The sequence below is a fragment of the Paenibacillus sp. PSB04 genome (assembly GCF_025809195.1).
Classification (GTDB): domain Bacteria; phylum Bacillota; class Bacilli; order Paenibacillales; family Paenibacillaceae; genus Paenibacillus_AQ; species Paenibacillus_AQ favisporus.
In genome coordinates, this window is record NZ_CP081301.1 from 1,756,540 (window position 1) to 1,783,520 (window position 26,981).

Sequence of the window (26,981 nt, forward strand, 5' to 3'; positions counted from 1 at the left end):
GCGATGAACGGCATTTTAGAGCGGTTTGCATCCAGCTATGCCGCGGCCCAGGAGAGCCTGACGGGTAAGGGAGACGACCAGAGCAGCATCCATTACCCGGCGGTGCTTCTGTTTATCGGCGACAAGACGGCGGACGCCATCGGACCGATCATGAAGATCCACCGGCAAAAGTGGGATAACAGCGCCGGAGTGACGTATTTCCATGTCGGCACGGCATCCGGCAGCGACCGGGGGGCCGCCGCTTCAGACGAGACCCACGGCACTTTGGCGTCCACGGCCTCCCAGGAAAGTCATGCGAATGGACGGTTTGAAGCCAAAGGGTACGGGTTCGGCGAAGTGCGCTCCGAAGACGGCGGTTCCTTGCTGAGCCGCTTTCTGTTGGACGACTCCGCTGTGCCGGGTGATCCCAAAACGATACGCAAAGAGCTGTACCGGGCGTTCTACCGGAACGAAAAGCAGTTGTTCGAGCTGAATAAGGCGATCCGCCGGCTAGAGTCTCATATTGCGGGCTACGGCCGGATGTATTCCTCATTCGACCGGATCCATCTCTCTGTCATTACGCGGGTCGACGACCCGCTTAATGTGTTCATACCGGAAATTTCGCTGCTGACCCAGTCGATCTTCAGCCAGTCCTTCAAGTCGGTTCAGATGGACCTGTACGCGCTGATCAGCGAACGGGAGCAGCTGGAGTCGTTCGGATATGCCAGCTCGGCAGGGATGGCTTTTCTGCGGGAGCTCGACATGATGCAGCGCCCCGAGTACACGTTCTCTGCGCCGCTGCACGTCACGGAGGATGGACTGTCCATCCCGGTGACGCATCCGGCTTCGCCGCTCTTCGATCTGGTGTACGTGCTGTCGGACAAAAACGAGCGCGGCATCGCCGATCCTGGCGGCATGCAGGACAACTATGAGATCATCTGCCACCTCGGCCTGCTGAAGAACCGCAAGCAGAAGGAGCATCAGGTCGACGGTCAGGCAGGAAGCTATAACAATACCTCCTTCAAAAATAACATCATGACGGAGTCCGGCCGGCAGGGCTATGTCTCCGCCGGTTTCTCCCGGGTCAAGCGGCCGAACCAGCCGATTGCCCTGACGGTGCTGTACCATTTCTACAGCCAGCTGCTGCTGCGGATGAAGACCGGAAGGGAGCTCGGCATCAAGGAACGCCTGGCGTTCTTCGGGCTGGATCCGGCGGCGGTTTCGTCGCGAGTGGACCATGTGATGCCGGACGGCAGCCGGATCGAGGAAATGAACGGCATGATGACCCGGCCGGTCGGTTTCGCTTCGCTGAAAGGCATGTCCGTACGCGAAGCGGAGGAGGCGCTGTTCGGTGACGGATGCCGGCGGTATTTTCAAGCCAACTATGAGCAGGAGGCAAGCGAAGCGCTGGGCCGCCTGGACGGGGCGGAAGAGCTGGATTCCGTCATCCGGCAGCAGATGGCGGAGCATCCGGAGATCAGCGTGTTCCACATTGCGGCATGGACCGGCGAGAAAGACGGGGCAGGCGGTGTGCTGGAGGCGCTGCGGGCCCGGATCCGCGATATGGCCGGCCAGCTGGAGGCTGACCGGGCCGAGCTCGACCGGTATTACGGCGAGCAGGTGGGGAACCTGCCTTTTCCAAAGCGGCCGCTGATGGACAAGCATAATGTGCGGAGCTTTATCCGCTATTTTCTGGAGACCATCTATCAGCGCAAGCTGGAATTGCTGCTTCTGGAGACCGAGCTGAAGCTGTACCGCCGCTACGAGGTGGAGTTGGAGCGTCTGCACGGCCACTACAAACGGCAGGCGCAGCGGCTGGAGCAGCTGGAGGGTGAGCTGCATGGCTCCGCGCAGCAGAGCATTCGGGCTGCCGACGATTATATCGGGCAGAACATTATGGAGTATTACGGACTCGTGACGGAAGACATCATGCGCGACCTGGAGGCGAAGAGGGGGCCGTTTATCTTTTTCGAGGACCGTTATGTCGGGAACCTGTCCGCATTGGCAGCTGCGGGGACCGACAGACTGCTGGAGAGGCTCATTGCTGTCGTGGCACGTGATTTGCTGACGGCGGAGCCTTTTGATCAGACCTTTGAGGATGAATTGCTGCGCCGGGCCAATGTAACGATCGATTACAGCAACAAGCAGGTGCTGTCGAAGGAAGACCTGTTCAAGATGCTGTACCGAACCCTTGAGGAGCATGCGGTCATTAACGTGCGGCTGTTCGACTACACGCAGGAGCACCGCTATGAGGAAAAGTATTTCTTTGGCGATGCCAGCAGCGAATTCGTCCGGTATGCCCTAGGGGCAGACGAGACTTCGCGCATCTACAAGCTCGGGGTCGTGCACGAGAAGCGCAGCAGCGGCGTCGAGAAGCTGAACCTGATGGGCGGATTCCATCTGGAGGACTTAATGTATTACCGCAACGGCAAAGCCTATTATGAGACGTACGTCCAGAACGGCTACGAATTTCACGGTGTGGATCCCGGGCAGCTGCCGGAGCTGCGGTAAGAGCCCGGGCGCCACTTAAGAAAGGAAGCATGGTATCATGCAGCGTAAAATCAATCTGCTTCTGCTGCTCCTCAGCCTGATTGGCGGCGCGGCCGGCTACGTCATCGGAGAGGTCGTGCTGCACGTGTGGGGCAGCGATCTTCCGCGAATCGTGGCCATTGGATTATATTTGGGAATACTGGCTCTCTGCATCGGCACCGGGTGCCTGATCGCGGAGATGATGTCACCCCGCCTGAATGGGCCGTCCTGGAGACAGCGGTATATGGGGACTTCCTGGAAACTGCTCGTGCCGGCCACACTGGTGCTGGTCTTCGTGCTTGGTTTGGTTTTGGAGTTCGTCTATGAAATCAATCCCGGCCATGCGAAGCCGGTCAAGGACATTGCTTTGGTCATCGACAACTCCGGAAGCATGGGGGAAACTGACCCGGACAACGACCGCTACACGGCAGCCAAAAACCTGATCAACCGGATGGACAGTGACAACCGGGTGGCGGTGATGGTCTTTAACGACCAGACGACCCTGCTGCAGCCGTTTATGAAGGTCAAAAATAAGGATGCCAAACATAAGGTCATCTCCGAAATTGACGGGCTTGAAGCAACCGACGGGGGAACGAACATCAGCCTGGCGCTGGCGGATACGATGAAGCATATCGAGGAAACGAATGACGCCAGCCGGAACACGATGGTTATCCTGCTGTCGGACGGCATCAGCGATGTGGACCTGAACAGCGCCCTCGCGGCGTACAAGCAGCGCCAAATCGCCGTCAACACGATAGGGCTCAGCCTGGTTCAGGCAGATGGGGCGCAGCTGCTGCAGGATATTGCCCGGGAGACGGGCGGGCAGTATTACGACGTGTCCAATGCGGGCGACCTGTCACCGGTCTTCCAGCAAATCTATGAAGACGTAGGCGACCGGACGCTTCTGACCGAACGGACCGGCCCAACGCAGGACAGCGTCTATTACCGGATGCTGCACATCGCTTTCATCGCCATCATCGGCGGGGCGATCGGCTTGTCCCTCGGCCTGATCTTTGACAACCGGTATTTGGCCCGCAGCTTTGGTATTGGCGGCGTGGTGTCCGGCCTGATCGCCGGAGCCGTGCTCGAATTCGGCCTGTCGGGCCACACCATCGGCGACGAGATGGTCCGCCTGCTGTCGTGCCTGATCCTGGCCGGCGTGCTCGCCTTGTTCACCGGCGTCATTCCGGTGAAGGAGAACGGCAAGCTGGCGGCCGGTCTTCAGCGTCCGGGCCAGGCCGGACGGACGCAGTCCGGCTTCGACCGGCGCCAGAAAGACAACACGAGCAGAGGATTCTAAGCAGGGAGGCGCATGACTTATGCGGTTTATCGATGCACAGCCGGGCGACCCGGTCATCCGCGGCTTATCCCACCAGCTGGACGAGGATCGCTGCACCCTCCGCTGGCAGTGGCCGGAGGGGATTCAGGCCGTGTACATCGGCAGAGCTTTTGACATTCTTGCGGAGGACGCGGGAGAGGGCGGAGCTTCGGCTTCGTCCGATTCGCCTTCCGACAAGCTGAGGCTGTATACCCGAAACGAATACAAAGCGAACAACGGTTATCACGACCGGATCGAGGGCGTCGGACGCGTCATCTACACCGTCTATGCTTCGGTAACGGAACAAGGCGATGCCGTCCTGTTCCGCCAGCCTGACGGAGCCAATCGTGCCGTCTTCAGCACAGGCAAAGCCCGCGTGACCGTCTCCATCCGCGAGAAGGGCGGATGGCTGCAGAAGTTCAAGACCGTGGAAATCCGGGTGACGACCGAGGTCCCGATCCCGAAGGAAGCGCTCTGCTATGTCAAGAAGCAGGGAAGCTACCCCGCCCACAAGGAAGACGGAACGGTGTATCCGTTCGTCATGGATTTCGCGGCGGGGAAAAACGTGCTGCCCGCCATCGAGGTGGGCAAAAACGACTACGTGCGCCTGTTTTTTACAGACGGGAAGAAGTACGGGCAGCTCTTCGAGTTGGTGCAGGGACGCTAGGGTCGCTCCATATAAGCACCTCCGGCTTCTGTTGAAATCGTGTTATTTTGATGAGATAGGAAGGGAATAACACGGTTTCAAAGGAAGCACGTAAACTCTCCGGTCCATATATTCCGCTTGGCAGGGGGCAATTTGTGGGTAGACTCAGGATGTTCCATATCGACATGGCAGGGGGCAATTTGTGGGTGGACTCAGGATGCTTCATATCGACATGGCAGGGAGCGTTTGTTGGCGGACACAGGGTGCCCTATGTTCGCTTGGCTGGGAGCATTGTGGGCAGACTCAGAGGAGAAGGCAGAAGCTGGATAGCTCGAAGATGGCAGGTGCAAGCCGATTCAGGGATCCGGGGCATGCCGTACGGTGCTACCTTGTGGGCAGGAATGTGCGATAAAATATAGAGATTAAACATATGAACTATTAAACTAGTGAAATTAAGGGTTAGAGTGAACGGAATTGGATTCACAGGCGGATTACTAGCTTTGAGGGGCGAATTACAGAACTAAAAGTGCGCAAGCTTGCGGAATCGACCTGCAAAGCTGCAGAATGGAGTTTGAAGGTTCGAGGTAGAGTTATACGTTAGACCTGCAGAACAAATAGATTAGCAGAAATAATAGATGACCAGAACGAATAGATGAGCAGGACGTATACATTAAGGGAGCAGTGCTTCGAGAGAAGTGCTAGAAATGCTTAGAGAGAAAGAGCTTAGAGCCTAAGAGTGAGCTTAAAGATTAGGGCTTGGAACCTTAATGAGCAGAGATTAGAATTTGCAACCTGGACCATCATAGCGCTAAGGGCAGGCTGGCCTGAACGGCTGAATGCCAAAGTAACAGAACTCCATTGGCCTAAAGCAGAGCAAGGCCCAGGGATAAAAATGCTGCCGGAGATGACCCAGCGGAGAGGAAGGAACCATTCTGGAGAAGCGGCAGCGGTCGCCTTTGCCTCGGAATTTCCACCTTTAATAGGGTTAATCAATTCAGGAAATTTGGAGGCAACAGCGATCGGAAGAATGATCCGGCATCGGAGCGGGCTTTAGCTTCTCTGCCACGGTTGGAGGAAGCTATTCTCGATGTTTTGCTTCCGCAAAACGTGAGATATCAGCGCCTCTTCGAGCCAGCTCACGAAAGAGCATCAGCGGCTCTTCGAGCCAGCTTACGAAAGGTCATCAGCGCCTCTTCGAGTCAGCTCACGAAAGGTCATCAGCGGCTCTTGGAGCCGGCTTACGAAAAGGCATCAGCGGCTCTTCGAGCCAGCTTACAATGAGATTACTAGCGGCTCTACGAGCCAGCTATTGAACATAGAAGTACGGGAAAGGGGGAATGACAGCATCATGGGCATTTTTGACAGGTTCAAGAGGAAGCCGGAACCGGAGCCCCGGCCATTGTTTTACGATATCGTATGTCCGTACTGCTTCAGCAAATTTTCGCCGGAGGAGGTCGTGTTCCGCGCTGCCCACCATCGGGAAGACGACGAGGATTACGCGCTCCGCGAGGATGAGGAACTGAACCGCTACCGGGAACGCTTCGGCCTGGATTCGGTGTACGACATGGAGGCGATCCTCTATCCGCGGGACATTCCCGAGGAGCATCAGATCTACTCCGATCACGTACTGATCGGGTTGAACGACCGCTACGGGGTGGTCACGCGCAGACGGCTGTGCCCGAAGTGCCATAACGAACTTCCGGTAACGGCGGGCAAAGTGCCGAGCAACATCATCTCGATCATCGGCGCCTCGCAGGTCGGCAAGTCGGTGTATATGACCTCGCTGATCCATACACTTCAGCATATGACGGCGGACCATTTCAATGCGGCCTGTATGCCGCTGAATGCGGAGATCAGCCGCAAGTTCCGCACGATGTACGAGGAGCCGCTGTTTGAACGAGGGGACCTGCTTGCTTCCACGCAGAAGGAGAAGATGCAGGAGCCGTTTATTTTCCAATTCGTGTTCAAGGACGAGACGAAGCCGCCGCTCACGCTGGTGTTCTTCGACGTGGCCGGTGAGGGCATGGTTGACGAGGATTACCTCGGCCTGCACGGGCAGCACATCAAAAACTCCGCGGGCATTCTGTTCATGATCGATCCGCTGCAGATCCGCTCGATCCGCGAGAAGATCCGCCTGAATTTAGGCGACCAGCCGGGCGAATGGGTGTCGCAGTACGATGAGCCGCGGGACGTGGTGCTGACCCTGTTCGGCGACTTTATCGCCTACGAGGACAAGGGCAAAACCGACATACCGACAGCGGTGGTGCTGACGAAGAGCGACATGCTCCACTCGCTGAAGGACGAGGACGGCGAGTACGTGAAGCCGAACAGCAACATTTTTAACAACATGGTGCACCGCAAATATTTAAATCTGACCGAGTTCGAAAATATCGACGGAGAAATCCGCCGCTTCATCGAAAAGGTCGACCGGCCGTTTAAGGGGACGATGGACGTGTACTTTTCCAATACGGCTTATTTTGCGGTGTCTGCGCTGGGCAGCAATCCGGTGGGGCAGAAGCTGCAGAGCGTGGTCAGCCCAATCCGGGTGGATGAGCCCTTTATCTGGCTGCTGTACAAGCTGAAATACATTGAGGGGAGAGAAGACTAGTGCCTGATTTCACTCCCAAAAAGGTTCAGCAGCAAATGTATACCCGCGAACGGCGCGGGATTTTCCGCTCTACCGAAGGGTTTGATACGATCGCCAGATCGCTGGGGCTGGAGCATGGTTTTATTAAAAAGGTGCTGCATCCGTTCTGCCAATACGACGCCCCGGCGGAGCTGACCGCACGGAGCGAGAAGGAAGCAGACGCTTATCCGGATGCCCTGCATCTGTTTCGGGCCGAGACCGGGGAAACGGTTCTAGGGCGAAGCGTGTACCAGCCGGCGGATTTTACCGGGCTGCGCAGCGCCTTTTTTACCCATAACTATGTACTCCCTCCGGGCTGGATGGAGCAGACGGGCACAGATTACCGCAGGCTGCTGAACGCCCAGTTTGCCGATCATTACGACATTGAGCTGGGCCCGGACCTCCCCGAACTGGGGGATTTGCCGGTGGCGAAAGACGGACAGAATCTGGCGGCGGCCGAGGTCATGGCGCTCCTGGAAGAGCTGCATATTGACGAGAAGGTGTTCAAACAGCTGCTGTTTGCAGCCATGTCGTCGGTATCGGGCAAAAAGAAGGTATACATCGTCTTGGACGTTCCGGTGGAGCAGTTGTCCGTCAAGGCGCGCGAACTGCTGCATGTGCTGTACGGCAGTCTGCCTTACGCGCTGCGCAGCGAGCTTGGTTTTCTGACATATGCCAAAGAGCCGCAGAGCAAAAAGGGCATCCACCTGAACTTCGTGGAAAAAGGGGGCCTGCGCCTCGGCGACCGCATCGTAGAGAAGGATTATTTGTTTGAGCTGGCGGCGGGCCGCGTCATCAACGTGGACTTGGACTGGTCCAAGCAGCCGTATCTGGATTTTGCCTGGGCGAATCTTCGGAATCCGGAACGGTTGGAGGATTTTTATGCTTTTGCCGACCAAATGATGGAGGGCATGGAGCCGATCCGGCGGATCTCGGTTGCGGGCTACCATGAGCTTTGCGTGCTGTACCAGATCGATCAGGGGCGGGAAGAGCTGTATACGGCGCAACCCGGCACGGTGCTTCGCTGCATCCTTGATTATCTGTCCACACCTGGGGCAATTCATGCCAAAGCCCGGCTGAATCAGCTGTTCTTGACGCGTTTTGACAAGGAGCTGGATCGGGTGAAGCTGGGCGAGGTGCCAGGAACGGACATCATCGAAAGCATCAAGGATTACTATGCCGTCGACGGCAAAAATTTTGGCCTGCGCATCGTGGAGTATTTCATCCGTACGATCAACAATGCGCTGTCGCAGCAGCGTGAGGATATTGCGCAAGCCGCGTACGGCATGCTGGAGAGCACACCGGCCTTGAGCCGCACTTTCTTCGCCCGTGTGCTGAGCAGCCCAGGGCTGCCCGCCCTGCTGTTCGAGCCTTACATAGAAAACAGGCTGAAACAGGCAGCGACAGCCAGCGATCTGGTCGAGCTCGCCGGCGTCTGGGTGCAGAATCACCCGATCGTGCTGGAGAACGCGGTGTTCACCAAGCTTGCGGAAACGCAGCTGATGGACAAGCTGGGCCGGGAGTCCGATCCGGTCCGCGCCGTGAATGCGGTGATGGACCAGTTGGACGATCTCGAGCGGGATCCGGGCCGCGGACTGGGCCAAATCGAAGGCGGGTCGCGGTTTGTCGACCGGCTGGTGTATGCGGCCAATCTCTTTTTGCTGAAGGATCTGGATTTGGAGCGTCTTTCGAGAGAGCAGCTGCTGGATATTGGATTTCTGCGGGAGCCGAAGGAATTAAGATCGTGGGTATCCCGATTCGATGCCCGCATCCGCTCCAAAGCGAACGTCATGCTGGCGCTCTATCAATGGTTCGGTACCGACCATCCGAAAAGGGAGGACGTGCTGGACGGACTGTCCTTTGCGGAGCGGGATCAGGTGCAGTATATCGGCCGCGGCTGGCTGCAGCGGGAAGTGAAGCCGGAGGTGTTCGAGTGGATTACTCTGGCCTTCTGTCAGGACGTGGAGACCGGAGCGGTGGATTACGGATCCTTGCTGGATTTCGTGTATAAATACGGAGACAGCCCGGAGACGGTGTATGAGTACATCCAATGGTCGGCGGACCAACCGCTGTTTGTGCGTCCACGCGGCCTGGTTCCTGCGTATGCCGCGGCGATCGTGTCGTTTATGAAAAGAAATGACCCGGGCGCGTTCCGGAACAAAGACAAGGTGAAAAGATACTTTGACTCCGCTCCGCCGGCGCTTCAGCCGGCTTACGCCCGGGCACGGTCGGAACTGGCGCCATCGTGGATGAAATTTTTCAGAAACAACCGCAAGCCGATCATGCTCAGCTCGGTGCTGCTGGTCATCGTGATTGCGGCAGGCGTCACGATGCTGACGCTGCAGGCGAACGGTGCCTTTGATCGGAAGGCGGACCCGGTAGACGTTACAAAAACGCCGGTCGCTTCCCAGCCTCCGGCGACGGAGACGGCAACGGAAATTCCGCTGCTTACGGCGGAGCAGGTTAAGAATGGGGAGCAAGGGGAACTGACGGAGCTTACTTTCCACTTCAAGCAGCCGGAGGCCTGCCGGAATTTCAAAGCGGGTGAAGTGACCGTCCTGGACAAGGACGGTAACATCCAGTTTGAGGCGATTGATCCGCAGACGGTCAGCCAGTGCGCGGCGGATTCGGCCGGGGGAACGGATTCCACGTCCGGAGATACGGCAGGCAGCAAGGCAACCGACGGGCAGACCACCGATTCGGCAGGAACGTCAGGCACGGATGCGACGGAAGGCGGCCAGACCGGCGAAACGCCTGGCGGGTCCGATACGGATGCGACGAAGGACGGACAGGCGGATACCGGCGGGTCTTCCGGGAAGACGAACGCCGCGGATGGAACGGCGGGAACGGACTCGAACGGCGGGGGAGCGAATGCCGGTCAGTCGTCTGACAAGGCTGCCGATCTATCGGATGCATCGGCTGGCACTGCCGGCGGAAAAGACGGTACGGTTTCAGGCAGCGGAGACACCAGTAACGGCGGCACCGGGGGAGCGGCGGACAGTTCAGGAACTACGGGAACTACAGGTGCACCAGGTTCCGGTAATACGTTGACGGACGAATACACCAGCACCGTAACCGTGAAGCTGGGCAAGAAGCTGGACATTAGCCAGATTGATAAAGTTAATGCGGCCGGCGGATCGTTTGTCTTGACCGCAAATCCTGGGCAAGGAATCACGGATCAGGAAACCGGCGATACGACCGACGACAAGGCATCCGGCGATCAGCCGTCGACAGATGGGAAATAAGGATAAATTTCAGTGGCAGGACAGATTGGCCCATTGATAGAAATTCATAAATGGATAAAAGGAAACCCCTTAATCGCACGAATGGTGCGATTAAGGGGTTTTTTAAGCCTTCATTTGCGGGGAGTTCGGGTTGAGCTGCATAAATTCAATGCGGTTTCCATCCGGATCCTTCACCCAGCACTGCCAATTGGAGTCTTTGCCCTGCTGGGGCTCCACGTCCAGCGGGACACCATGCCGTTTCAGATGGGCGGCGATTTCTTCGATGCTGTCCACTTCCAGGCACAAATGCGAGAATCCGATGGGGCGTTTCACCGCTTCGGGTTTATTTTCAGCCCCATAAAACAGTTCGATAAACTGGCCTTCACGCACCTTGATATACTCGATCCAAGGGTTGCCATGATCATCCTCAATCGAAAAGGCCTTTTTAAATCCGAGAATGCCGCAGTAAAAATCGATCGATTTGTTCATATCGGCTACATCAAAGGCCAAGTGCCCAATCCCTCTAATCATCCGGTCTACCTCCCTTAGATTGATTTAGAATTCCGATTCGGTATGATTCGTCGTCTGACGGTAACGCTTTCATCTTATCCAATCAAAGCGCTATTGGCAATTTGTATTTTTGAGTATCCATAATGTTCGTTTTTATCGGTATATTTGTAATATTGAAATGCCTTCAACCTAAATAATTATACTAAAATACGAACGATATTAAACAAGGATGTTGACACATTCGTGTTTATCCATTACACTAACTCCTGTAAACGATAAATAACAGATACATTGTTCGTATAACCTCAATGATATGGTTTGAGGGTTTCTACTAGGGGCCGTAAATCCCTGGCTACGAATAGGCTGCTTTGCATACCTATTCTATGCCGGGAATTTATTTGTTGACCTAACCCATTTCAGGAGGAACATGATGAGTAAATATGATGTCATTGTCGTTGGAGCCGGTCCGGCCGGTATTTTTGCCTGTTATGAATTTGCGTTAAAGGCGCCTCATCTGAAGGTGCTTTTGGTGGATAAAGGACATGATATTTACCGCCGCAGCTGTCCGATTCTGGAGGACAAAATCAAGTTATGTCCGCCCGCCGGCGGCCGTAAGGAGTTTGCCGGCTGCGTACCCGCCTGCTCGATCACAGCGGGCTTTGGCGGAGCCGGAGCTTACAGCGACGGAAAATTTAACATTACAACCGAATTTGGCGGCTGGATGACGGACTATCTGCCACCATCCAAAGTGCTTGAGCTCATCCGTTATGTTGACGAGCTGAACCTGCAGCATGGCGCTACGACGAATATTACCGATCCGACGACGGATGTCATCCGGGGCATTGAGCAGCGCGGTTATGCGGCGGGTCTGAAGCTGCTGCGGGCACAGGTACGGCATCTTGGGACCGAACAGAACCTGGAAATTTTAAAATCGATCTACGAGTTTCTGAACACGCGCATCGACATGATGTTCAAGGCCGAGGTGGAGGACATCCTCACCGTCAAGGAAGACGGCGTCCACACGGTGCAGGGCATCGTCCTGAAGAACGGGGACAGTTACGAGGCGGACCGCGTCATCATTGCTCCCGGCCGGGACGGATCAGCCTGGCTGACAAGCATCCTGAAGAAGCGCCGGCTCAAAATGTACAACAACCAGGTCGACGTCGGCGTTCGCGTCGAAACCTCCGATGTGGTGATGTCGGAAATCAATCAGCATCTGTACGAGGGGAAATTCGTCTTTAACACCTCCGTAGGCACTCGGGTCCGCACGTTCTGCAGCAACCCTTCCGGCCACGTCGTGGTCGAGAATCACAGCGGAGCCATGGCGGCCAACGGCCATTCTTTCAAGGATCCGGCGCTGGGCTCGTCCAACACGAACTTTGCGCTGCTCGTTTCACATAAATTTACGGAACCGTTTGATAAGCCGAACGAGTATGCGCGTGAAATATGCAAACGGGCCAACGATTTGTCTAATGGCGGGATCATTGTCCAGAAGTACGGCGATATTTTGCGCGGACGGCGCTCGACCGAAGGGCGGATTCGGGAAGGATTTCTGGAGCCTACCCTGAAGGAGGCTGTACCGGGGGACCTGGGTCTCGTTCTGCCTTACAACACGATGAAAAGCCTGATCGAAATGGTTGAGGCGCTGAACCATGTCACGCCGGGCATCGCTTCGGAGCATACGCTTTTCTATGGCGTCGAAGCCAAGTTCTACTCCGCCCGTCCCAAGCTGTCGGAGACACTGGAGACGGAAATCCGCGGGCTGTACTGCGGCGGCGACGGAGCGGGGATCACGCGCGGTCTGGCCCAAGCCGGGGCGGCCGGTGTTTGGATTGCCCGCGGGGTGGTGGAGTCGCTGTCCCGGTAAACAATAGCATATAGAAATTGGTGAGATTCCTGCCTGAATGTTTAGGCGGGAATCTTTTTTTCACTCAAAAGGAAGATACCCTGCCTGCCCGCGCCCTAAAATAGAAAAATTTTACTAGTCGGATATCTTTAATCAGGATAAGATCGATGCAGAACAATTCAGCGTTGAGGCTTACATCCATTCATAAATATGTAGGAGGAATGAAATTTGCAGGGGTACGGTAAAAGGTGGGTTACCGCCGCGTTGACGCTGTGCATGGCACTCGGTGTGCCTTCGCTGGCTTGGGGCTCAGGGATCAGAGAGGACTCGGCATGGCTCAGCGTCAGCACTTGGCAGCCGGATGCTACCGCCAGCACGAAAGGGGATTTGCTCACCGCGGGATGGGTTGGAAACGGCAGGGTGCTGGCCGCAAAGGACGGCAGCGTGCTGGTGTCCGACACGGTGAACCACGTGATATGGAAGGTCAGCGGCACGCAGCGGACTGTTTTTGCGGGAATGCGGTTTGCGGGTTATAAGGGGAACGACAAGCCGCTGGGCGGATTGCTGGACGGGGCTGCGAATACCGCGCTGTTTAATCAGCCGATGGGCATGGATACGGATGCCGCCGGCAATTTGTATGTCGCCGACTCGGGGAACCATGCGATCCGCAAAGTTACCCCTACAGGGCAGGTCAGTACGCTGGCAGGAAACGGAGTGCAGGGGTTCAAGGATGGCACCGGTTCGGCAGCTGCGTTGAATACGCCAGAGGATGTGGCGGTGGCGAAGGACGGATCCGTATACGTTGCCGACACGCTGAATCATGTGATTCGGAAAATCGCCGCAGACGGTACGGTCAACACGCTAACTGGCTCTTCCGACCGTGTAGTAGAAGTCTATTCGGGAGTGGCGGCATTCGCTGGCGACTACAAGGACGGGACGCTGAAGGATGCGCGGTTTAACGAGCCTTCAGGGCTGGCGCTGGACGATGAGGGGAACCTCTACGTCAGTGACTCCGGCAACCAGGTCATTCGCTATATTAATCTGAAAACCGGTATGGTCACGACAGTCGCCGGATCGGTAGCGGGCGATGGCCAAGGGGCGGCATCAGGGAAACTCTACCGGGACGGGGGATACCAAGATGGCGCGGCAGCTTCGGCGAAATTTAATCATCCCGTTGATGTGGCTTGGTCCTCCTCTCAGCATGAGCTGGTCATTGCCGATTCGCTCAACCAGGTTGTGCGAACGTTGAAAGACGGCCAGGTCCATACGCTCGTGGGCTCTTTGCAGGGAGAAGAAGGGAAGGCAGACGGTGTCGAGAGCACCTCTTTGCTTTCTTATCCGCAGGGCGTTGCTGTAAGCCAGGATGGGAGTGTCGGCTGGATTGCCGGAAACGGCTTGCGCCAGTGGAGCTTGTATCGGCAGCCGGATCATAAACCGATGAAACCGGCTGGTGCCGTTTACGTGGCCTACAACTCCAAATGGCTGCGGATCGATACCCGGGTAACCAAAGACGGACAGACGCTGATTCCGCTGCGATCTATCGCTTCCGAGCTTGGACTGAAGCTGGTATCGGCTTCGGCCAAGTCTGCCGTGGTTCAATCGGGAGACCGCAAGATTCAGCTGGAGGCCGGCAGCACTGCCCAGTCCATCGACGGAAAGCTGTATGTGCCGATCCGGACGCTGACGGACCTGCTGGACAAGGACGTGAAATGGCTGGCTTCGGAGAAAACCGTGGTAATCCGTGATAAATAAAGGAGAGGAGTTGAAAACAACGTGAGACGAGGAAAATTATGTTGGAAAATGGTCAGCTCGGCGCTGATTCTGCTTCTTGCAGGCTCGGCGGCTTGGACGACGCAGGCTTCCGCCGACAGCGCACGCAGCATGACCATCAGCCGCATTGACGGACCGGCTTATATCCAGCAGAGCGGGGGAGCACTGCGCATTCAGGCGTATACGGGAATGCTTTTGCATGAGGGTGACACCCTTGTTACCGAATCCGGCGGCGCGGTGCTGTCCATTCAGGACGAAGGGGACGAAATCACGCTGGCACCGAACAGCGAAATTCGGATCAAGGTGCTGACGGGTGGAGCAGTACAGTCGACGACCAAGCTGGAGCTAATGTCGGGCCAGGCGTATACGAGCGTCCATGATCTGCGTGAGTCCCGGGACGTGTTCGAGATGGATGTGCCCGGGCAGAAGCTGGAGGTCAAAGGAACGCAGTTTTTTGTCATTATCAATCCATTGACAGGTACCCCTGATGTTGTCGCGGGAGCAGGTGTGGTCAAGGTTTCGGGTACGAACCCTCAAAGCTTTGCCGGAAAGGCCGAGTCACCCGTCACTTTATATCCAGCCCAGCAAATCAGCTTAACGCCCGGCGTGGATCCATCCCTTCAAACGCCGACCGGCGTCGATATTTCGGATCTTGTTCATCAGGCTTCACCGGACATCATTAAAGCCATCATCCAAAACAAGGCGCAGATTGACCGGGAGAACCAGGAGCTGATTGAGCAGCAGAAGAAGCAATTGGAACAAGGTCAGTCCAAACCCTCCGGTTCTTCGGCATCAAACGGGTCAAACGACCTCTTTTTGGTAAGCCAACTGGATGACCTTCAAAAAATCCAGCAAAATTTGAATGTCTTGGTCGGCAATGTAGCCAAGGAGGCGAGTAGTCAGGGCAAGATCGAAAAAAGTAAATTGGATCCGTTGATAGAACAGGTGAACCGCGGGATTGACGACCCGAACGGAAAAATTGACCTTGGAAATGTGCGTCCGTTTGATCCGACCGTAGGATTGGACCCGCAACAGGAGGCTAAACGCAAAGAGCAGGAGAAGGTTCAGCAGGAACTGCAAAAAAAGATCCAGGAGCAAATTCAGCAACAGCAGCAGCAGATACAGGAAGTATTGCAGCAGCAACAGATGCAGGATATATTGCTGCAACAGCAGATGCAGCAGCAATTTCAGGCTATGATCGACAATATCCTGAAAACGATCGCCGAATTGCAGCAGGCCAACCAAAAGGCAGCAGAGCAAAGAGCTACGCAGGCCGTGATCCAGTATCAGCAGCAGCTGAGCACTGAAGAGATGAAGCGTTTTGAAGAAGAAGTGCGACGGCGCAATCAGGAGCGGATTCAAATGGGGGGCCAGCAGCCTGCTGCTCCTACGCAGCCGATTGTCCCTACGCAGCCAAATTCGCCGAGTGGGTCGATGACACCTCCGGTGAAACCGCCAGTGGATCCTCCGGTCGATCCGAAGCCTGTCGAAATTAAAGCTGTTTTCAGCCCGGATTTTCCGGAACAAGTGCCGCTCCATTCTTCACACAAGTTCACGTTTGGATTTAGCAGCGGTCAATCGGATCAAGAAACGAAAGTAAAGGTACGAGTGACGTACAGCTCTAAAACGGGCATCAACTTGTCCGAGACGGATTACACCTATTGGTATGGGGAAGATGCTATCAAAGAGGGCCAACTCAGCCCTGATGGCATTGTCATAACAAAGGAGGCCGGTCCAGACGAGGAAGAAGGGGAAGACTTTACCCTGGGCGAACTGAACGGCGCGCCGATTACTTTTGCAACCAGGTTGCCGGAGGTCGGCGACTACCTGGTAAAGGTTGAGCTGCTGAAGGATGAAGAGGCTGCCGGCGATCCGCTCGTGACCGTGACCAAAGAGGTCCATGTTATTGATGGTCTATCAACGGAGGTTAACCCGATAGAGGGCACTGACCTGGATAGAACGCTGAAAGTAAAAGCCGGCGCAATCACACCCGAGGCCGTCCTAGGTCTGAAGATCGACCTTAGAAGAGGAAGTGGCGAAGCCTCCGAGGCAGCACCCGGTGCACAATTCATACTGGTGCATAATGGTAAGGAAGTTGCTGAAGGGAAGACGAATAGCGATGGTATCGCTGACGTTTTGCTTCCGCCACAATTGGCAGCGATAAATTTAGGACTTGTGAATGGAGACGGTCCGACACCAGAGGGAACGGAATTTACCTTACGGATGGTTGCCCCGGCGGATGAAGGGAATGTGCCTATACCTGGAGAATACACTGCAGAACTGCAGTGGGTAAGACAAACAGGTGACATTGAACAGTTCATCCTGCTTGGGCAGGCTTTCAAGGTTCACTACACCGTTCCTCCAACTCTCTGATCATTTCAAACAGAGACCATAAACTCCAACCAACCCGGACAGGATCCCTCCTGCCGGGTTGTTTTTTTAAGAGATCAGAAGGTATAAGATTCGGAGCCTCTGCTTCCGGATCTCGCAAGAAAAACTTCCTTTAAACGCGGTCTGTCTTCTTTGAAGGTACGTCGATAGACGTTTTTTTTTATATACCTACCTCTTCTCCCATCTGATACGATGTTGTTGAATTTAATGCTATGAATATTCTGGGGGTGAACCGCTTGAAATTCATGATTGTAGACGATGAGCCGCGGCACCGCCGGGGCATGGCCGGGATGCTGCTGGCGAGCCGGCCCGGCTGCGAAGTGTTTACGGCCGGGGACGGAGCCAAGGCGCTTGAAATGGCCGGCATCGACCGGCCCGAGGTCATATTTACGGATATCCGGATGCCGCAAATGGACGGGCTTACGTTTCTGCGGCGGGCAAACGAAGCCTTGCCTTACAAACCGCGGATCGTGATGCTGTCCGCGTACAACCTTTTCGAATATGCCCAGGAGGCATTGCGGCACGGGGCTTTTGATTATTTGTTAAAGCCGGTTGATGTCGACAAGCTGGAGGAAGTGCTGGAGCGGCTGGAACACATCTACCGTGAAGAGCTTGAGGCACGGGCTCGAACCATAGCACTGGAGCAGCAAATGACGGCAGCTTCCTTGGCGCATCAAGGGCGTTTGATGCAGCAGTGGCTGTCCGGCAGCCTGAGCTTGGAGGAGGAACGGAGCTGGCTTTCGGCCGGAGTCGTGGATGGTCCTGGAGTGGTCATCGTTTCGGAGCTGGAGCCGGCCAGCGGGGACGGGAGCGGCTCTGCCACGGAACATTCGGATCGCGGGATGTCATCTGGGTTCCAAGTCCCATCACCTGACACTTACACCGAACCCCGCTCCGCCTCTCTGACAGCCGATAGGCTGCACCGCGCGCTGGAGCGCGCCTGCTCTGCCTTCGGCAAGGCCTTGACGATCGCTTGGGATGCGGCGGATTGGACGCGGCCGAGGTGGGTCACGATCCTACACACGGGTACAAGCTTTGGTGAAAAGCGGGAAGACATCCGCAGGGGGCTGATGAGCCTACAGGCCGAACTCACCGCTGTGGGGTATTCCGGCAGATGGGTGCATGCAATCGGAGAAGAATGCGTTGATCTAGCCGAGGGGGGCCCTCAGTCTTACCGGACGGCTCTGGCTGCGCTGCCGTATCTGTTTTACGACCAGCATGGGGCCATCTTGTTTCATAGCGAGCTTCTGCCGGTACATCCGGTTTTAATGTGCTCTGCCGCAGAACTGTTGGATCTCCTGAACGCCGGCGATACGGAAGGTGCAAAGGAATTATGCCGTACAGCCGTGACCGCCATGTCGGCTGACGGCATGGCCGAGCCGCAGTCCGTCAAGGACCAAACCTGCCTGCTCCTGCTGAAGCTGGCGGACAGCAAATCAGGGTGGGGGATGAACCCGCTGACGGAAGAAGCCGTACAGCAGATCCGTACCTGCCGGCGGTTTGCGGAGCTGCTGGAGATTTTGGATTCGGTGCTCGAGCGAATGGGCGTCACGCTGAAGGAGCAGAAAAAAAGCAAACGCGAGCTCGTGATCGACAGCTGCCTGGAGCTGATGCGTGAGCGGTACATGGAGGATTTATCGCTGGAATCGGTGGCGGAGTCGTTCCGCTTCAACCCGTCTTATTTCAGCACCTTGTTCAAAGAGGCGACAGGCCGTTCCTTCTCGGATGTTCTCATTGAGATCCGGATGCGCAAAGCCGAAGAGCTGCTGCGGGACGGCAGCGGACTAAAGGTGTACGAGATCGCCGAGAGGTGCGGCTTCCGCGATACGAAATACTTTTCCCGGAGCTTTAAAAAGCATGTCGGCGTTACGCCGGAGGCGTACCGTCATTGGGCCGGGCAGCAAAAATCAGGGGAGGGGAGGTCCAGATGAAATTCCGCTCCAGGCTTCTGGCCAGCTATGTCGTTCTCATTGCGCTGCCCCTGCTGCTCCTGAGCTTCATCTACTACCGGAACAGCTTGAGCTCGATGCGGGATCAGGCGCAAAACAACGTGCTCGAAATCGTTAAGAAGAGCAATGAAGTGATGGATACGAAGCTGAGGAAGGTAGACCAGGGCAGCTTGGCCTTGTTCGTCGACCGGGACCTTTTTCGGATCTTCAACCAGCTGGATCCTTCCGTCCCGTCGGAGCTGCTGAATGCGGACAGGCAGGTGTCCGCCATTCTGAGCAAGTATTTTACGCAAAATGAGGATGTGTACACGTACCAGCTGTGGACCTCCTATTACAGTTTCGGTTCGCAGCGGAATCTTCCGCAGGGGGATCCGACCCGCACGGCGCTGTATCAGGAGGCCGAGAGGGCACATGGCAAAATGGTTTGGTACCCGACCTACGATTTTGTCCAAATGTTCGATCAGCCCTGGCTGCAAAACAGCGATATCGAATACCGGTATATGTTCTCCGCCACCCGCCTGATGGAATTTTCCTATGTCGATAATTCTACGATTGCCAGGCTGCGGCCGAACGTGGAGCGGCCGGTACTGACGATTGGCTTTAAAGCGGACTTTTTCAACTCCCAATTCGAGCAGAGCATTCCGACAGGATCGAGCTATTTGGTGATTGATCCGGATAACAAGGTCGTGGCGAGCTCGGACGCCTCCCAGGTAACCCGAGTGTTCAATGAACAATGGGTGAACGCCATTCGAAAGGCTGGAAGCGGAACGCAGCGATTGGTCCTGGACGGCCAAAAGACGATCCTGTGCTTCGACCGCTCTGCCGTAACCGGCTGGCTCTCGGTGGTCATGATTCCGGAATCCACGCTCGTCCGCGGCTTTATTCCGACTATCCGCACGTCGACGATCCTGCTGGCTGCGCTCCTGGCATTGATTGCGTACTTGTTTGCTTATTTTATCGTCCGCAAAATGACTGGCCCGATCCGGCAGCTCTTCACCGCCATGCGCTCGGTCGGCGAAGGGGACTTTCAGACCCGGGTAGAGGTCAAAACCCATGACGAGTTCGGGGTGCTGCTGCAGCGGTTCAACCGGATGAATTCGCGCATCGAAACGCTGGTGAAGGAAAACTACGAAATCCGGATCAAGGAGAAAGAAGCGGAAATCATGGCGCTCAATATGCAGATGAATCCGCATTTTCTCTACAATACGCTGAACATCATGAACTGGATGGCCATCGAATCGGGACAGAGAGAGCTGAACCGGATGCTCGTCCGCCTGTCCAATATGCTGCATTACACCTCGCGCAAGGACTGGGGAGCCGTAACGGTTGCCGAGGAGCTCGAGTGGATGAAGGACTATTTTTACATTATGGAGGCCCGCTTTGAATCGAAGTTCACGGTTCATTTTGGCATCGCTCCCGAGCTGCTGGACACTCCGGTGCCGAGACTGCTGTTCCAGCCGTTCGTCGAAAATGCGATTCTCCACGGCTTCGAGCAAATGGAGGAAGGGGGACGCATTGAAGTTACCGGAAAAATCAAGGACGGGACTCGTGTGCTGGAGGTGTCGGATAACGGCCGCGGCATGAGCCGGGAAACGATTCAGCGGATTTTGTATGCGGAGTCCGCCTCGATCGGCATCAAAAACACGATTTCCCGCATTCGTCTTGCGTATGGGGACGAGTACGGCATCGATATCGAATCCGCTGTAGGCCAGGGAACACGCGTGATCATCACACTGCCCCACTTTTCTAATCAAAGTCCACCATTCCAAAAATAATCCGGTTTTGAAAGCGCTGCCTAAAATCTATAATCAAAGGCAACATAGGCTGCAGCTATGAAATCATTCGTAAAGCAGGAGAGGGGTTACAGTTCATGATGAAAAAACACCGAAAGCCGCTGACGGCAGCGATTGCATTTTTGCTCACGGCAGGATTGCTGCTGAGCGCCTGCACCCGGTCGGAGGAAAGCGGCGGGCCTGCAGCCGGAAGCGCGGACAAGGGGGGAACCCAGGCGGCGGCCGGCGAACAGATCAAGCTCCGCCTCACCTTATGGGGAGCGCCTAATGAAATTGCCGTAAACAAAAAGGTCATCGCCCGGTTCGAAGCAGAGCATCCCAACGTGAAGGTCGAATTGCAGCAGATTCCTACCGATTACGACACCAAGCTGACGACCATGGTTGCCGGCAACGATGAACCGGACGTGGCGATGATGGAATCGGCGACGATCGCCTTTCCGCTTGCGGAACAGGGGAAATTCCTGAATCTTCAGGATTTCCTGAACAAGGACCCCGAAATTAAGACCGATACTCTGGTTCCGAATATCACCTATTCCTCGGAGCCCGGCAATATTATCGGTATAGCCCCCGGCCCGGAATCGTTTACGCTTTTTTATAACGAAGATGCTTTCAAGGAGGCTGGGTTGACGCCGCCGCCTTCCAAGGTATCGGAAGCGTGGACCTGGGAACAGTTCGTGGATACCGCCAAGAAGCTGACCTTGGACAACAAAGGACGGAATGCGGACGATCCGAATTTTGATCCGAAAAACATTAAGCAATACGGAGTGAACCCCGGCAACTGGTGGGGAGCGTACAGCAGCTTTATTTTTTCAAACGGGGGCGACTTTGTCTCCCCGGACGGTAAGACGTTTGCTTTGAATCAGCCGGAAGCCGTCGAGGCGCTGCAGAATATCGCCGATCTGATCAATAAGTACCACGTTGCTCCGTCGCCGCTGCAGGCCAAGAATATTCCGGCAACCAATGTGGCTCTGCAGACAAGAAAAGTGGCGATGGTGATTGACGGACAATGGAATACCAGCACGCTTGCGGAATCGAAGGTTCACTTTAACGTCGGGGTGCTTCCTGTCATGAAAAAGCCGGCGACCACGGTAGTTTGCGCGATGTTTTCCATCTTTAAATCGACCAAGCATCCCCAAGAGTCCTGGGAGCTGCTCAAGGCGCTTATTGACCCAGATGCGTCAATCGAGATGCTGACTTACGGCACCTGGATGCCTTCGCTGAAGGACTGGTATACGGATGATGCCCTGCTGTCGAAATGGGCGGTGAATCAGCCTTCCCGGCCATCAGGCTACAAAGATGCGGTTATTGACGTCGTGCTCAATCATAGCCATGCTACGCCTACCGGTTACGTTAAGAACTTCAACAAGATCATGGATATCGTCAATCCTGCCATGGATAACGTATGGCTGGGCAAAACAACGGCCAAAGAGGCGATGGACAGCATCGCGGCCAAAGCTCAGGCACAGGTGCAGGGACGGCGAGACGTAAAATAGGGGGCTTAAAGTACACATGCAGACGAACATTCCGATGAACGCTCCGGTTCCTGTGCGCCGCAAGGCGGGCGTACGGGAACGCAAAGCTCTGTTCTACGGGCTGCTGTTTACGGCTCCGGCGGTACTCGGGTTTATTCTGTTTACCGCCGGTCCCATGATCGCGAGCTTTGTGCTGAGCTTGACCGATTACAACGTATTCAAGGAGTCGGTGTCCTTTATCGGCTTCGGCAATTATGCCCGGCTCTTCTCCGGCCAGGACGAGAGCTTCTACCGCTCGCTTGGCGTCACGTTTTATTTCGTCGTGCTGCGGGTGCCGGCCTGCATCATCATTTCCTTCATTATCGCCCTGCTGCTGAACATGAACATTAAGGCACGCGCCTTGTTCCGGACGATCATTTATCTGCCGAGCATCGTGCCGGCGGTAGCCTCGGCGATGATTTGGATGTGGCTGCTCAACCCGGACCTGGGGCTGATCAACATGATGCTGAAATGGCTTCATCTGCCGACAAGCGACTGGATTTTTTCCGAAAAGAGCGTTATCCCCTCCATCGTGCTGACGACGCTGTGGGGCATCGGAGGGACCGTCATCATTTTTCTGGCGGGCTTGTCCGGCATTCCCAAGCAGTACTACGAGGCGGTTGATGTGGACGGAGGCGGGTGGTACCACAAGCTGCGTCATATAACGATTCCGATGGTGACGCCGACGATCTTTTTCAATGCGGTGATGACCATTATCAGCTCCTTTCAGGTATTTAACGAGGCGTATATTTTGACCCAGGGGGGACCGAACGACAAAAGTTTGTTCTTCGTGTTCTACCTGTGGCGGACCGCGTTCCGGGATACGGAAATGGGTTATGCCTCGGCGCTGGCCTGGGTGCTGTTCGTGATCATTTTGGCGTTTACGTTCCTCGTGTTCCGATCGTCGAAATCCTGGGTTCATTACGAAGGAGGCGGACCGTCATGAGGGAATCCAGACTAAAGCTGGGCGCGGGCTATGTGGCGCTTGGTGTCATCTCGCTGCTGTTTATCATTCCGTTTATTTGGCTGATCCGAAGCTCGCTGATGGATTTATCGCAGATCTTCGTGATGCCGCCGGAATGGATTCCGCATCCTTTCCACTGGGACAATTATAAAAGGGCGCTTACGTCCCTCCCGTTTGGCACGTACTTCGTCAATACGCTGGTCATTGTGGCAAGCGTGCTGATCGGAACGGTATTGACGAGCACGATCTCGGCGTTCGGGTTTTCCCGGATCCGCTGGAAAGGGCGGGATGCCGTGTTCGCCGTCCTGCTGTCGAGCATGATGCTGCCGGGAGCGGTGACGCTCATCCCGAGCTTTCTCGGCTGGAAGGAGCTTGGGTTCTACGATACGTATTATCCGCTCATCGTGCCTTCCTTTTTCGGAGGCGGGATCTTCAACATCTTTTTGCTGCGGCAATTCTATATGTCGATTCCGAAGGACTTTGACGAAGCGGCATTTGTCGACGGGGCGGGTTACTTTCAAATCTATTGGCGCATCATTCTGCCGCTCAGCCGCTCCGCGGTCATCGTCGTCGCTTTGTTCACCTTCCTGGGCACCTGGAACGACTTTATGGGACCGCTCATTTACTTGAAGAGCGACAGCCGCTTCACGCTGGCGCTTGGCCTGCAGATGTTCCAGGGCAGCTACTCGGCCCAGTGGGATTTGCTCATGGCAGCCTCTGCGGTGGTCATCCTCCCGTGCGTGGTCATTTTTTTGCTGGGACAGCGTTATTTTCTGGAAGGAATTACCCTGACGGGGTTGAAAGGATAAGCATCGCAAGAAATTGCATGAAGGGAGAGGGTGCAGGATGACAACGACTCATTCGCAGCAGGGCTGGCAGGGCGTGCCTTTTACTCAAGTGAAGATCCACGATGAACTGTGGAAGCAGAGGCTGGAGGTATGCAAGCAGGTGACGCTCCGGACCTGCCTGGACAAATGCGAATCGACCGGGCGGATCAGCAATTTCGCCAAAGCGGCCGGCCTTATGGAAGGGGAATTTGAGGGGATTTATTTTAACGATTCCGATGTGTACAAGGTGCTTGAAGGCGCGGCATACCTGCTGATGGCGGACCGCGACCCCGAGCTGGAGGCGGAAATCGACCGGATCATCAGCTTGATCGCAGCGGCGCAGGAGCCGGATGGATACCTGACGACGTATTACACGCTCGAAGCCCCGGACCAGAAGTGGACGGATATGGAGAAGCACGAAATGTATAACGGCGGCCACCTGATCGAAGCGGCGGTTGCGTACCATGCGGCTACCGGCAAGCGCACGCTGCTGGACGTGGCCTGCAAGCTGGCTGACCATTACGACAGCCTGTTCGGGCCGGGCAAGCGGCACTGGGTGGAAGGCCATGAGGAGATCGAGCTGGCGCTGATCAAGCTGTATCACGCGACCGGTGAGGAGCGTTATTGGAAGCTCGCCCTATGGCTGCTCGAGGAGCGGGGGCACGGCCATGGCCATGGTGCGATATGGGACCGCGAGGAGTGGGGACCGGCGTACTGCCAGGACGATGTGCCTGTCCGCGACATCGAGAAGGTGACCGGGCACGCCGTCCGTGCGATGTATTTGTACACCGCCATGGCGGACGTGGTGCTTGCCTCCGGAGACCGGACCTACGAAGACGCCCTGCGCAAAGTGTGGGCGCACACGGTCGAGCGGAACATGTACATTACCGGAGGCATCGGGCCGTCCCGGCATAATGAAGGGTTCACGCACGACTATGACCTCCCGAACGAGAGCGCTTACTGCGAAACCTGCGCCTCGATCGCGATGGTGTTCTGGAACCACCGGATGAGCCTGCTGTTTGGCGATGCGAAGTATGCCGACGTCGTGGAACGCGCCATGTACAACGGGGCTTTGGCGGGGATTTCGCTGTCCGGCGACCGTTTCTTCTACGTCAACCCGCTGGCGTCACAGGGCGATCATCACCGGACCGAATGGTTCGACACGTCCTGCTGCCCGACGAATTTGGTGCGGTTTCTGCCTTCGATCGGCGGATACAATTACGCCGTGAACGAAGAAGGCCCCGTCATGCTGCAGTTCGTCGCCGGCACGGCCGATCTGGAACTGAAGGACGGCAGCCGGGTCTTGATGAAGACCGTAACCCGCTATCCTTGGGACGGGCATGTGCATGTCGAGGTGGAGCCGGCCCGTGAGGCCGAATTCGCGGTGCGGCTGCGCCTGCCGGGATGGTGCCGCGGGGCGAAGCTGTCCATTAACGGGGAGAGCGTGGCTCCTGCGGATTGGACCATAGACCGGGGATTCCTCGTGCTCAGCCGCCGCTGGCAGCCGGGCGACACGATTGACTACGTGATGGAGATGCCGGTTCAGCAGGTGCACGCGCGGCCGGAGGTCGAGGCCGACCGGGACCGCGTCGCGGTTCAGCGCGGACCGCTGGTGTACTGCCTGGAGCAGGCGGATAACCCGGAACTTGTTTATGACATGTTTGCGGTCCGGCCGGGCATTTCCTTCGGCATGGAGCAGCGGGACGAGCTGGGCGGCATGGTTGGGCTCACCGGGTTCGACGGGCAGCAGCAGTACCGCTTCATTCCGTACCATTTGTGGGACAACCGGGAGCCGGGATTTATGCAGGTTTGGCTGAAGGAAGAGGAGGACAGGCGGCTGTATTCGGTGTAGGGTTAAAGCGTATGGCAAGGGGCTGAGCGTGAGCGCAGTTACTATGGCGGCCGTGCCAAAGGTTCACCAAATGTGCCGGGGGCCGGATAGGGGCCGCCTTGCGATAGCTTGTACACGAGCGCATAAGGTTAAGGAGCGCCGGAAGAGATTCCGGTGCTTTTTGTTTTGAGGTTTTCGGATGGGCCCCAAGCATCTGCGCCTGTTTGTGCGATTTTGTTATCTTGCGCTTATACTTGGGAAGCCTTCCAAGCTCTCACCGGCAGCAGTATACTTAAGCCGAGATATTTCTTGAGGTGGCTGCAGCCCTGCAGGATATCCCTTGGTCAACGATTTTTTACAAATGGATAGGGGGAAGTAAGAGGATGCTTACAACGATTGAACCTAATATTCTCTACTTTGGTACGCCTGTAGTTCTGATCAGCACTTTGAATGAGGACGGTTCGGCCAATTTAGCCCCGATGTCTTCGGCCTGGTGGCTGAATCAGTCCTGCATGCTCGGCATGAGCGGCAAATCAAAGACGGTCCAAAACATCAAACGTGAGCGCGAGTGCGTGCTGAATCTGCCGTCGGCCGATCTGGTCAGTCAAGTGGATCGCCTGGCGCTGACGACAGGGGTGAACCCCGTCCCTGATCACAAGGCGGAGATGGGCTACCGGTACGAACCGGATAAATTCGGTCTTTCCGGGTTTACGCAAGTCCCGTCGGACCTGGTAAAAGCGCCGCGGGCCGGGGAGTGCCCGGTTCAATTGGAGGCGGAGCTGGTGCAGATCCACTCCTTTGAGGAGCCTAGCTCCATAGCGGCGATGGAGATGAAGATCAAGCGGATCCACATCGACGAGGAGCTGCTGATGGGGGAGAAAAACTACATCAACCCCGAGCGGTGGAACCCGCTGATCATGAGCTTTTGCGAGTTTTTCGGCCTCGGCCGCAAGCTGCACCCGTCGAGACTGGCGGAGCCGTTTATGGCGAAAAACTATGAGAAGTAAACTATAAAACAAACAGCGTTAGCAGGTCTGTTGAAGGGAGCATCGGATGGATTCCGGTGCTTTTTTGTTTCGAGTGTGCCTTTGAAGGGTGGCAACTCGTGGGCAGACGAGACTGACTTCCCCAAGCTACCTAATTTCTTCCCTACTACTATCCACTACCACTGTGACTGTAATCTTCCTTATTACTCTATCTCCTATCACTTTCCCCTGACCACTTTCCCGTTCCAACAATGTCCGCAAACTCCTCCACTCATTCCCAC

Annotated in this window: 16 protein-coding genes and 1 riboswitch; of the genes, 15 read left to right on the top strand and 1 reads right to left on the bottom strand. The window is 56.0% G+C overall.

From position 1 onward, the window contains the following. Positions 1–3: 3 nt before the first annotated feature. The 5 genes from K2F33_RS08380 (at position 4) to K2F33_RS08400 (ending at position 10,343) form a co-directional block, all read left to right on the top strand. Positions 4–2,490: a transcription initiation factor TFIID gene (locus K2F33_RS08380; protein WP_263881416.1), complete on the top strand. Its 2,487-nt coding sequence runs from the start codon at positions 4–6 to the stop codon at positions 2,488–2,490. Positions 2,491–2,527: 37 nt separating this feature from the next. Then, the gene (locus K2F33_RS08385) at positions 2,528–3,808 is read left to right on the top strand and encodes a vWA domain-containing protein (protein WP_263881417.1); all 1,281 of its coding nucleotides are present in this window, start codon (positions 2,528–2,530) and stop codon (positions 3,806–3,808) included. Between the two features lie 19 nt (positions 3,809–3,827). Beyond that, positions 3,828–4,493, top strand: coding sequence for a beta-mannanase (locus K2F33_RS08390; protein WP_263881418.1), 666 nt, complete (start codon positions 3,828–3,830; stop codon positions 4,491–4,493). Between the two features lie 1,327 nt (positions 4,494–5,820). Next, on the top strand, positions 5,821–7,080 hold the full coding sequence (locus tag K2F33_RS08395) for a hypothetical protein (RefSeq protein ID WP_076172999.1): 1,260 nt from the start codon (positions 5,821–5,823) through the stop codon (positions 7,078–7,080). Continuing rightward, entirely contained in the window at positions 7,080–10,343 is a 3,264-nt protein-coding gene (locus K2F33_RS08400) for a GAP1-N2 domain-containing protein (RefSeq protein ID WP_263881419.1), read from the top strand. The genes K2F33_RS08395 and K2F33_RS08400 overlap by 1 nt, the downstream gene beginning before the upstream one ends. 102 nt (positions 10,344–10,445) lie before the next feature. Here K2F33_RS08400 and K2F33_RS08405 read toward each other — a convergent pair whose 3' ends face one another. Then, a complete protein-coding gene (locus tag K2F33_RS08405) occupies positions 10,446–10,853 on the bottom strand; it encodes a VOC family protein (RefSeq protein ID WP_076172997.1) in 408 nt (135 codons plus the stop codon). A 254-nt stretch (positions 10,854–11,107) separates the two neighbouring features. After that, a riboswitch (purine riboswitch) is annotated at positions 11,108–11,207 on the top strand. A 55-nt stretch (positions 11,208–11,262) separates the two neighbouring features. Here K2F33_RS08405 and K2F33_RS08410 point away from each other — a divergent pair. The 10 genes from K2F33_RS08410 (at position 11,263) to K2F33_RS08455 (ending at position 26,721) form a co-directional block, all read left to right on the top strand. Next, complete coding sequence (locus tag K2F33_RS08410; RefSeq protein ID WP_163880177.1) at positions 11,263–12,699, top strand: NAD(P)/FAD-dependent oxidoreductase; 1,437 nt, start codon at positions 11,263–11,265, stop codon at positions 12,697–12,699. Between the two features lie 207 nt (positions 12,700–12,906). Beyond that, positions 12,907–14,430, top strand: coding sequence for a stalk domain-containing protein (locus K2F33_RS08415; protein ID WP_263881420.1), 1,524 nt, complete (start codon positions 12,907–12,909; stop codon positions 14,428–14,430). A gap of 48 nt (positions 14,431–14,478) precedes the next feature. Continuing rightward, entirely contained in the window at positions 14,479–16,821 is a 2,343-nt protein-coding gene (locus K2F33_RS08420) for a FecR domain-containing protein (protein ID WP_263881421.1), read from the top strand. A 263-nt stretch (positions 16,822–17,084) separates the two neighbouring features. Next, complete coding sequence (locus K2F33_RS08425; RefSeq protein WP_263882315.1) at positions 17,085–18,770, top strand: response regulator; 1,686 nt, start codon at positions 17,085–17,087, stop codon at positions 18,768–18,770. Continuing rightward, positions 18,767–20,563, top strand: coding sequence for a sensor histidine kinase (locus K2F33_RS08430; protein ID WP_263881422.1), 1,797 nt, complete (start codon positions 18,767–18,769; stop codon positions 20,561–20,563). The genes K2F33_RS08425 and K2F33_RS08430 overlap by 4 nt, the downstream gene beginning before the upstream one ends. Before the next feature lie 95 nt (positions 20,564–20,658). Continuing rightward, complete coding sequence (locus tag K2F33_RS08435) at positions 20,659–22,074, top strand: ABC transporter substrate-binding protein (RefSeq protein ID WP_263881423.1); 1,416 nt, start codon at positions 20,659–20,661, stop codon at positions 22,072–22,074. Positions 22,075–22,090: 16 nt separating this feature from the next. Beyond that, entirely contained in the window at positions 22,091–23,038 is a 948-nt protein-coding gene (locus tag K2F33_RS08440) for a carbohydrate ABC transporter permease (protein WP_373309604.1), read from the top strand. Further along, positions 23,035–23,865 carry a carbohydrate ABC transporter permease gene (locus tag K2F33_RS08445; RefSeq protein ID WP_076172990.1) on the top strand — a complete coding sequence of 277 codons (831 nt, stop codon included), beginning with the start codon at positions 23,035–23,037 and terminating at the stop codon, positions 23,863–23,865. Before K2F33_RS08440 ends, K2F33_RS08445 begins: the two co-directional genes overlap by 4 nt. Before the next feature lie 37 nt (positions 23,866–23,902). After that, the gene (locus K2F33_RS08450) at positions 23,903–25,735 is read left to right on the top strand and encodes a glycoside hydrolase family 127 protein (RefSeq protein WP_263881424.1); all 1,833 of its coding nucleotides are present in this window, start codon (positions 23,903–23,905) and stop codon (positions 25,733–25,735) included. Between the two features lie 362 nt (positions 25,736–26,097). Beyond that, a complete protein-coding gene (locus K2F33_RS08455; protein ID WP_076172988.1) occupies positions 26,098–26,721 on the top strand; it encodes a flavin reductase family protein in 624 nt (207 codons plus the stop codon). The last annotated feature ends 260 nt before the right edge of the window (positions 26,722–26,981 follow it).

Bases quoted from the DNA above. Each gene is read 5' to 3' on its own strand.
- K2F33_RS08455 (WP_076172988.1), top strand. From the start codon at position 26,098: ATGCTTACAACGATTGAACCTAATATTCTCTACTTTGGTACGCCTGTA.
- K2F33_RS08450 (WP_263881424.1), top strand. From the start codon at position 23,903: ATGACAACGACTCATTCGCAGCAGGGCTGGCAGGGCGTGCCTTTTACT.
- K2F33_RS08435 (WP_263881423.1), top strand. From the start codon at position 20,659: ATGATGAAAAAACACCGAAAGCCGCTGACGGCAGCGATTGCATTTTTG.
- K2F33_RS08380 (WP_263881416.1), top strand. From the start codon at position 4: ATGAACGGCATTTTAGAGCGGTTTGCATCCAGCTATGCCGCGGCCCAG.
- K2F33_RS08440 (WP_373309604.1), top strand. From the start codon at position 22,091: ATGCAGACGAACATTCCGATGAACGCTCCGGTTCCTGTGCGCCGCAAG.
- K2F33_RS08390 (WP_263881418.1), top strand. From the start codon at position 3,828: ATGCGGTTTATCGATGCACAGCCGGGCGACCCGGTCATCCGCGGCTTA.
- K2F33_RS08385 (WP_263881417.1), top strand. From the start codon at position 2,528: ATGCAGCGTAAAATCAATCTGCTTCTGCTGCTCCTCAGCCTGATTGGC.
- K2F33_RS08395 (WP_076172999.1), top strand. From the start codon at position 5,821: ATGGGCATTTTTGACAGGTTCAAGAGGAAGCCGGAACCGGAGCCCCGG.
- K2F33_RS08430 (WP_263881422.1), top strand. From the start codon at position 18,767: ATGAAATTCCGCTCCAGGCTTCTGGCCAGCTATGTCGTTCTCATTGCG.
- K2F33_RS08425 (WP_263882315.1), top strand. From the start codon at position 17,085: ATGATTGTAGACGATGAGCCGCGGCACCGCCGGGGCATGGCCGGGATG.
- K2F33_RS08445 (WP_076172990.1), top strand. From the start codon at position 23,035: ATGAGGGAATCCAGACTAAAGCTGGGCGCGGGCTATGTGGCGCTTGGT.
- K2F33_RS08420 (WP_263881421.1), top strand. From the start codon at position 14,479: ATGGTCAGCTCGGCGCTGATTCTGCTTCTTGCAGGCTCGGCGGCTTGG.
- K2F33_RS08405 (WP_076172997.1), bottom strand. From the start codon at position 10,853: ATGATTAGAGGGATTGGGCACTTGGCCTTTGATGTAGCCGATATGAAC.
- K2F33_RS08410 (WP_163880177.1), top strand. From the start codon at position 11,263: ATGAGTAAATATGATGTCATTGTCGTTGGAGCCGGTCCGGCCGGTATT.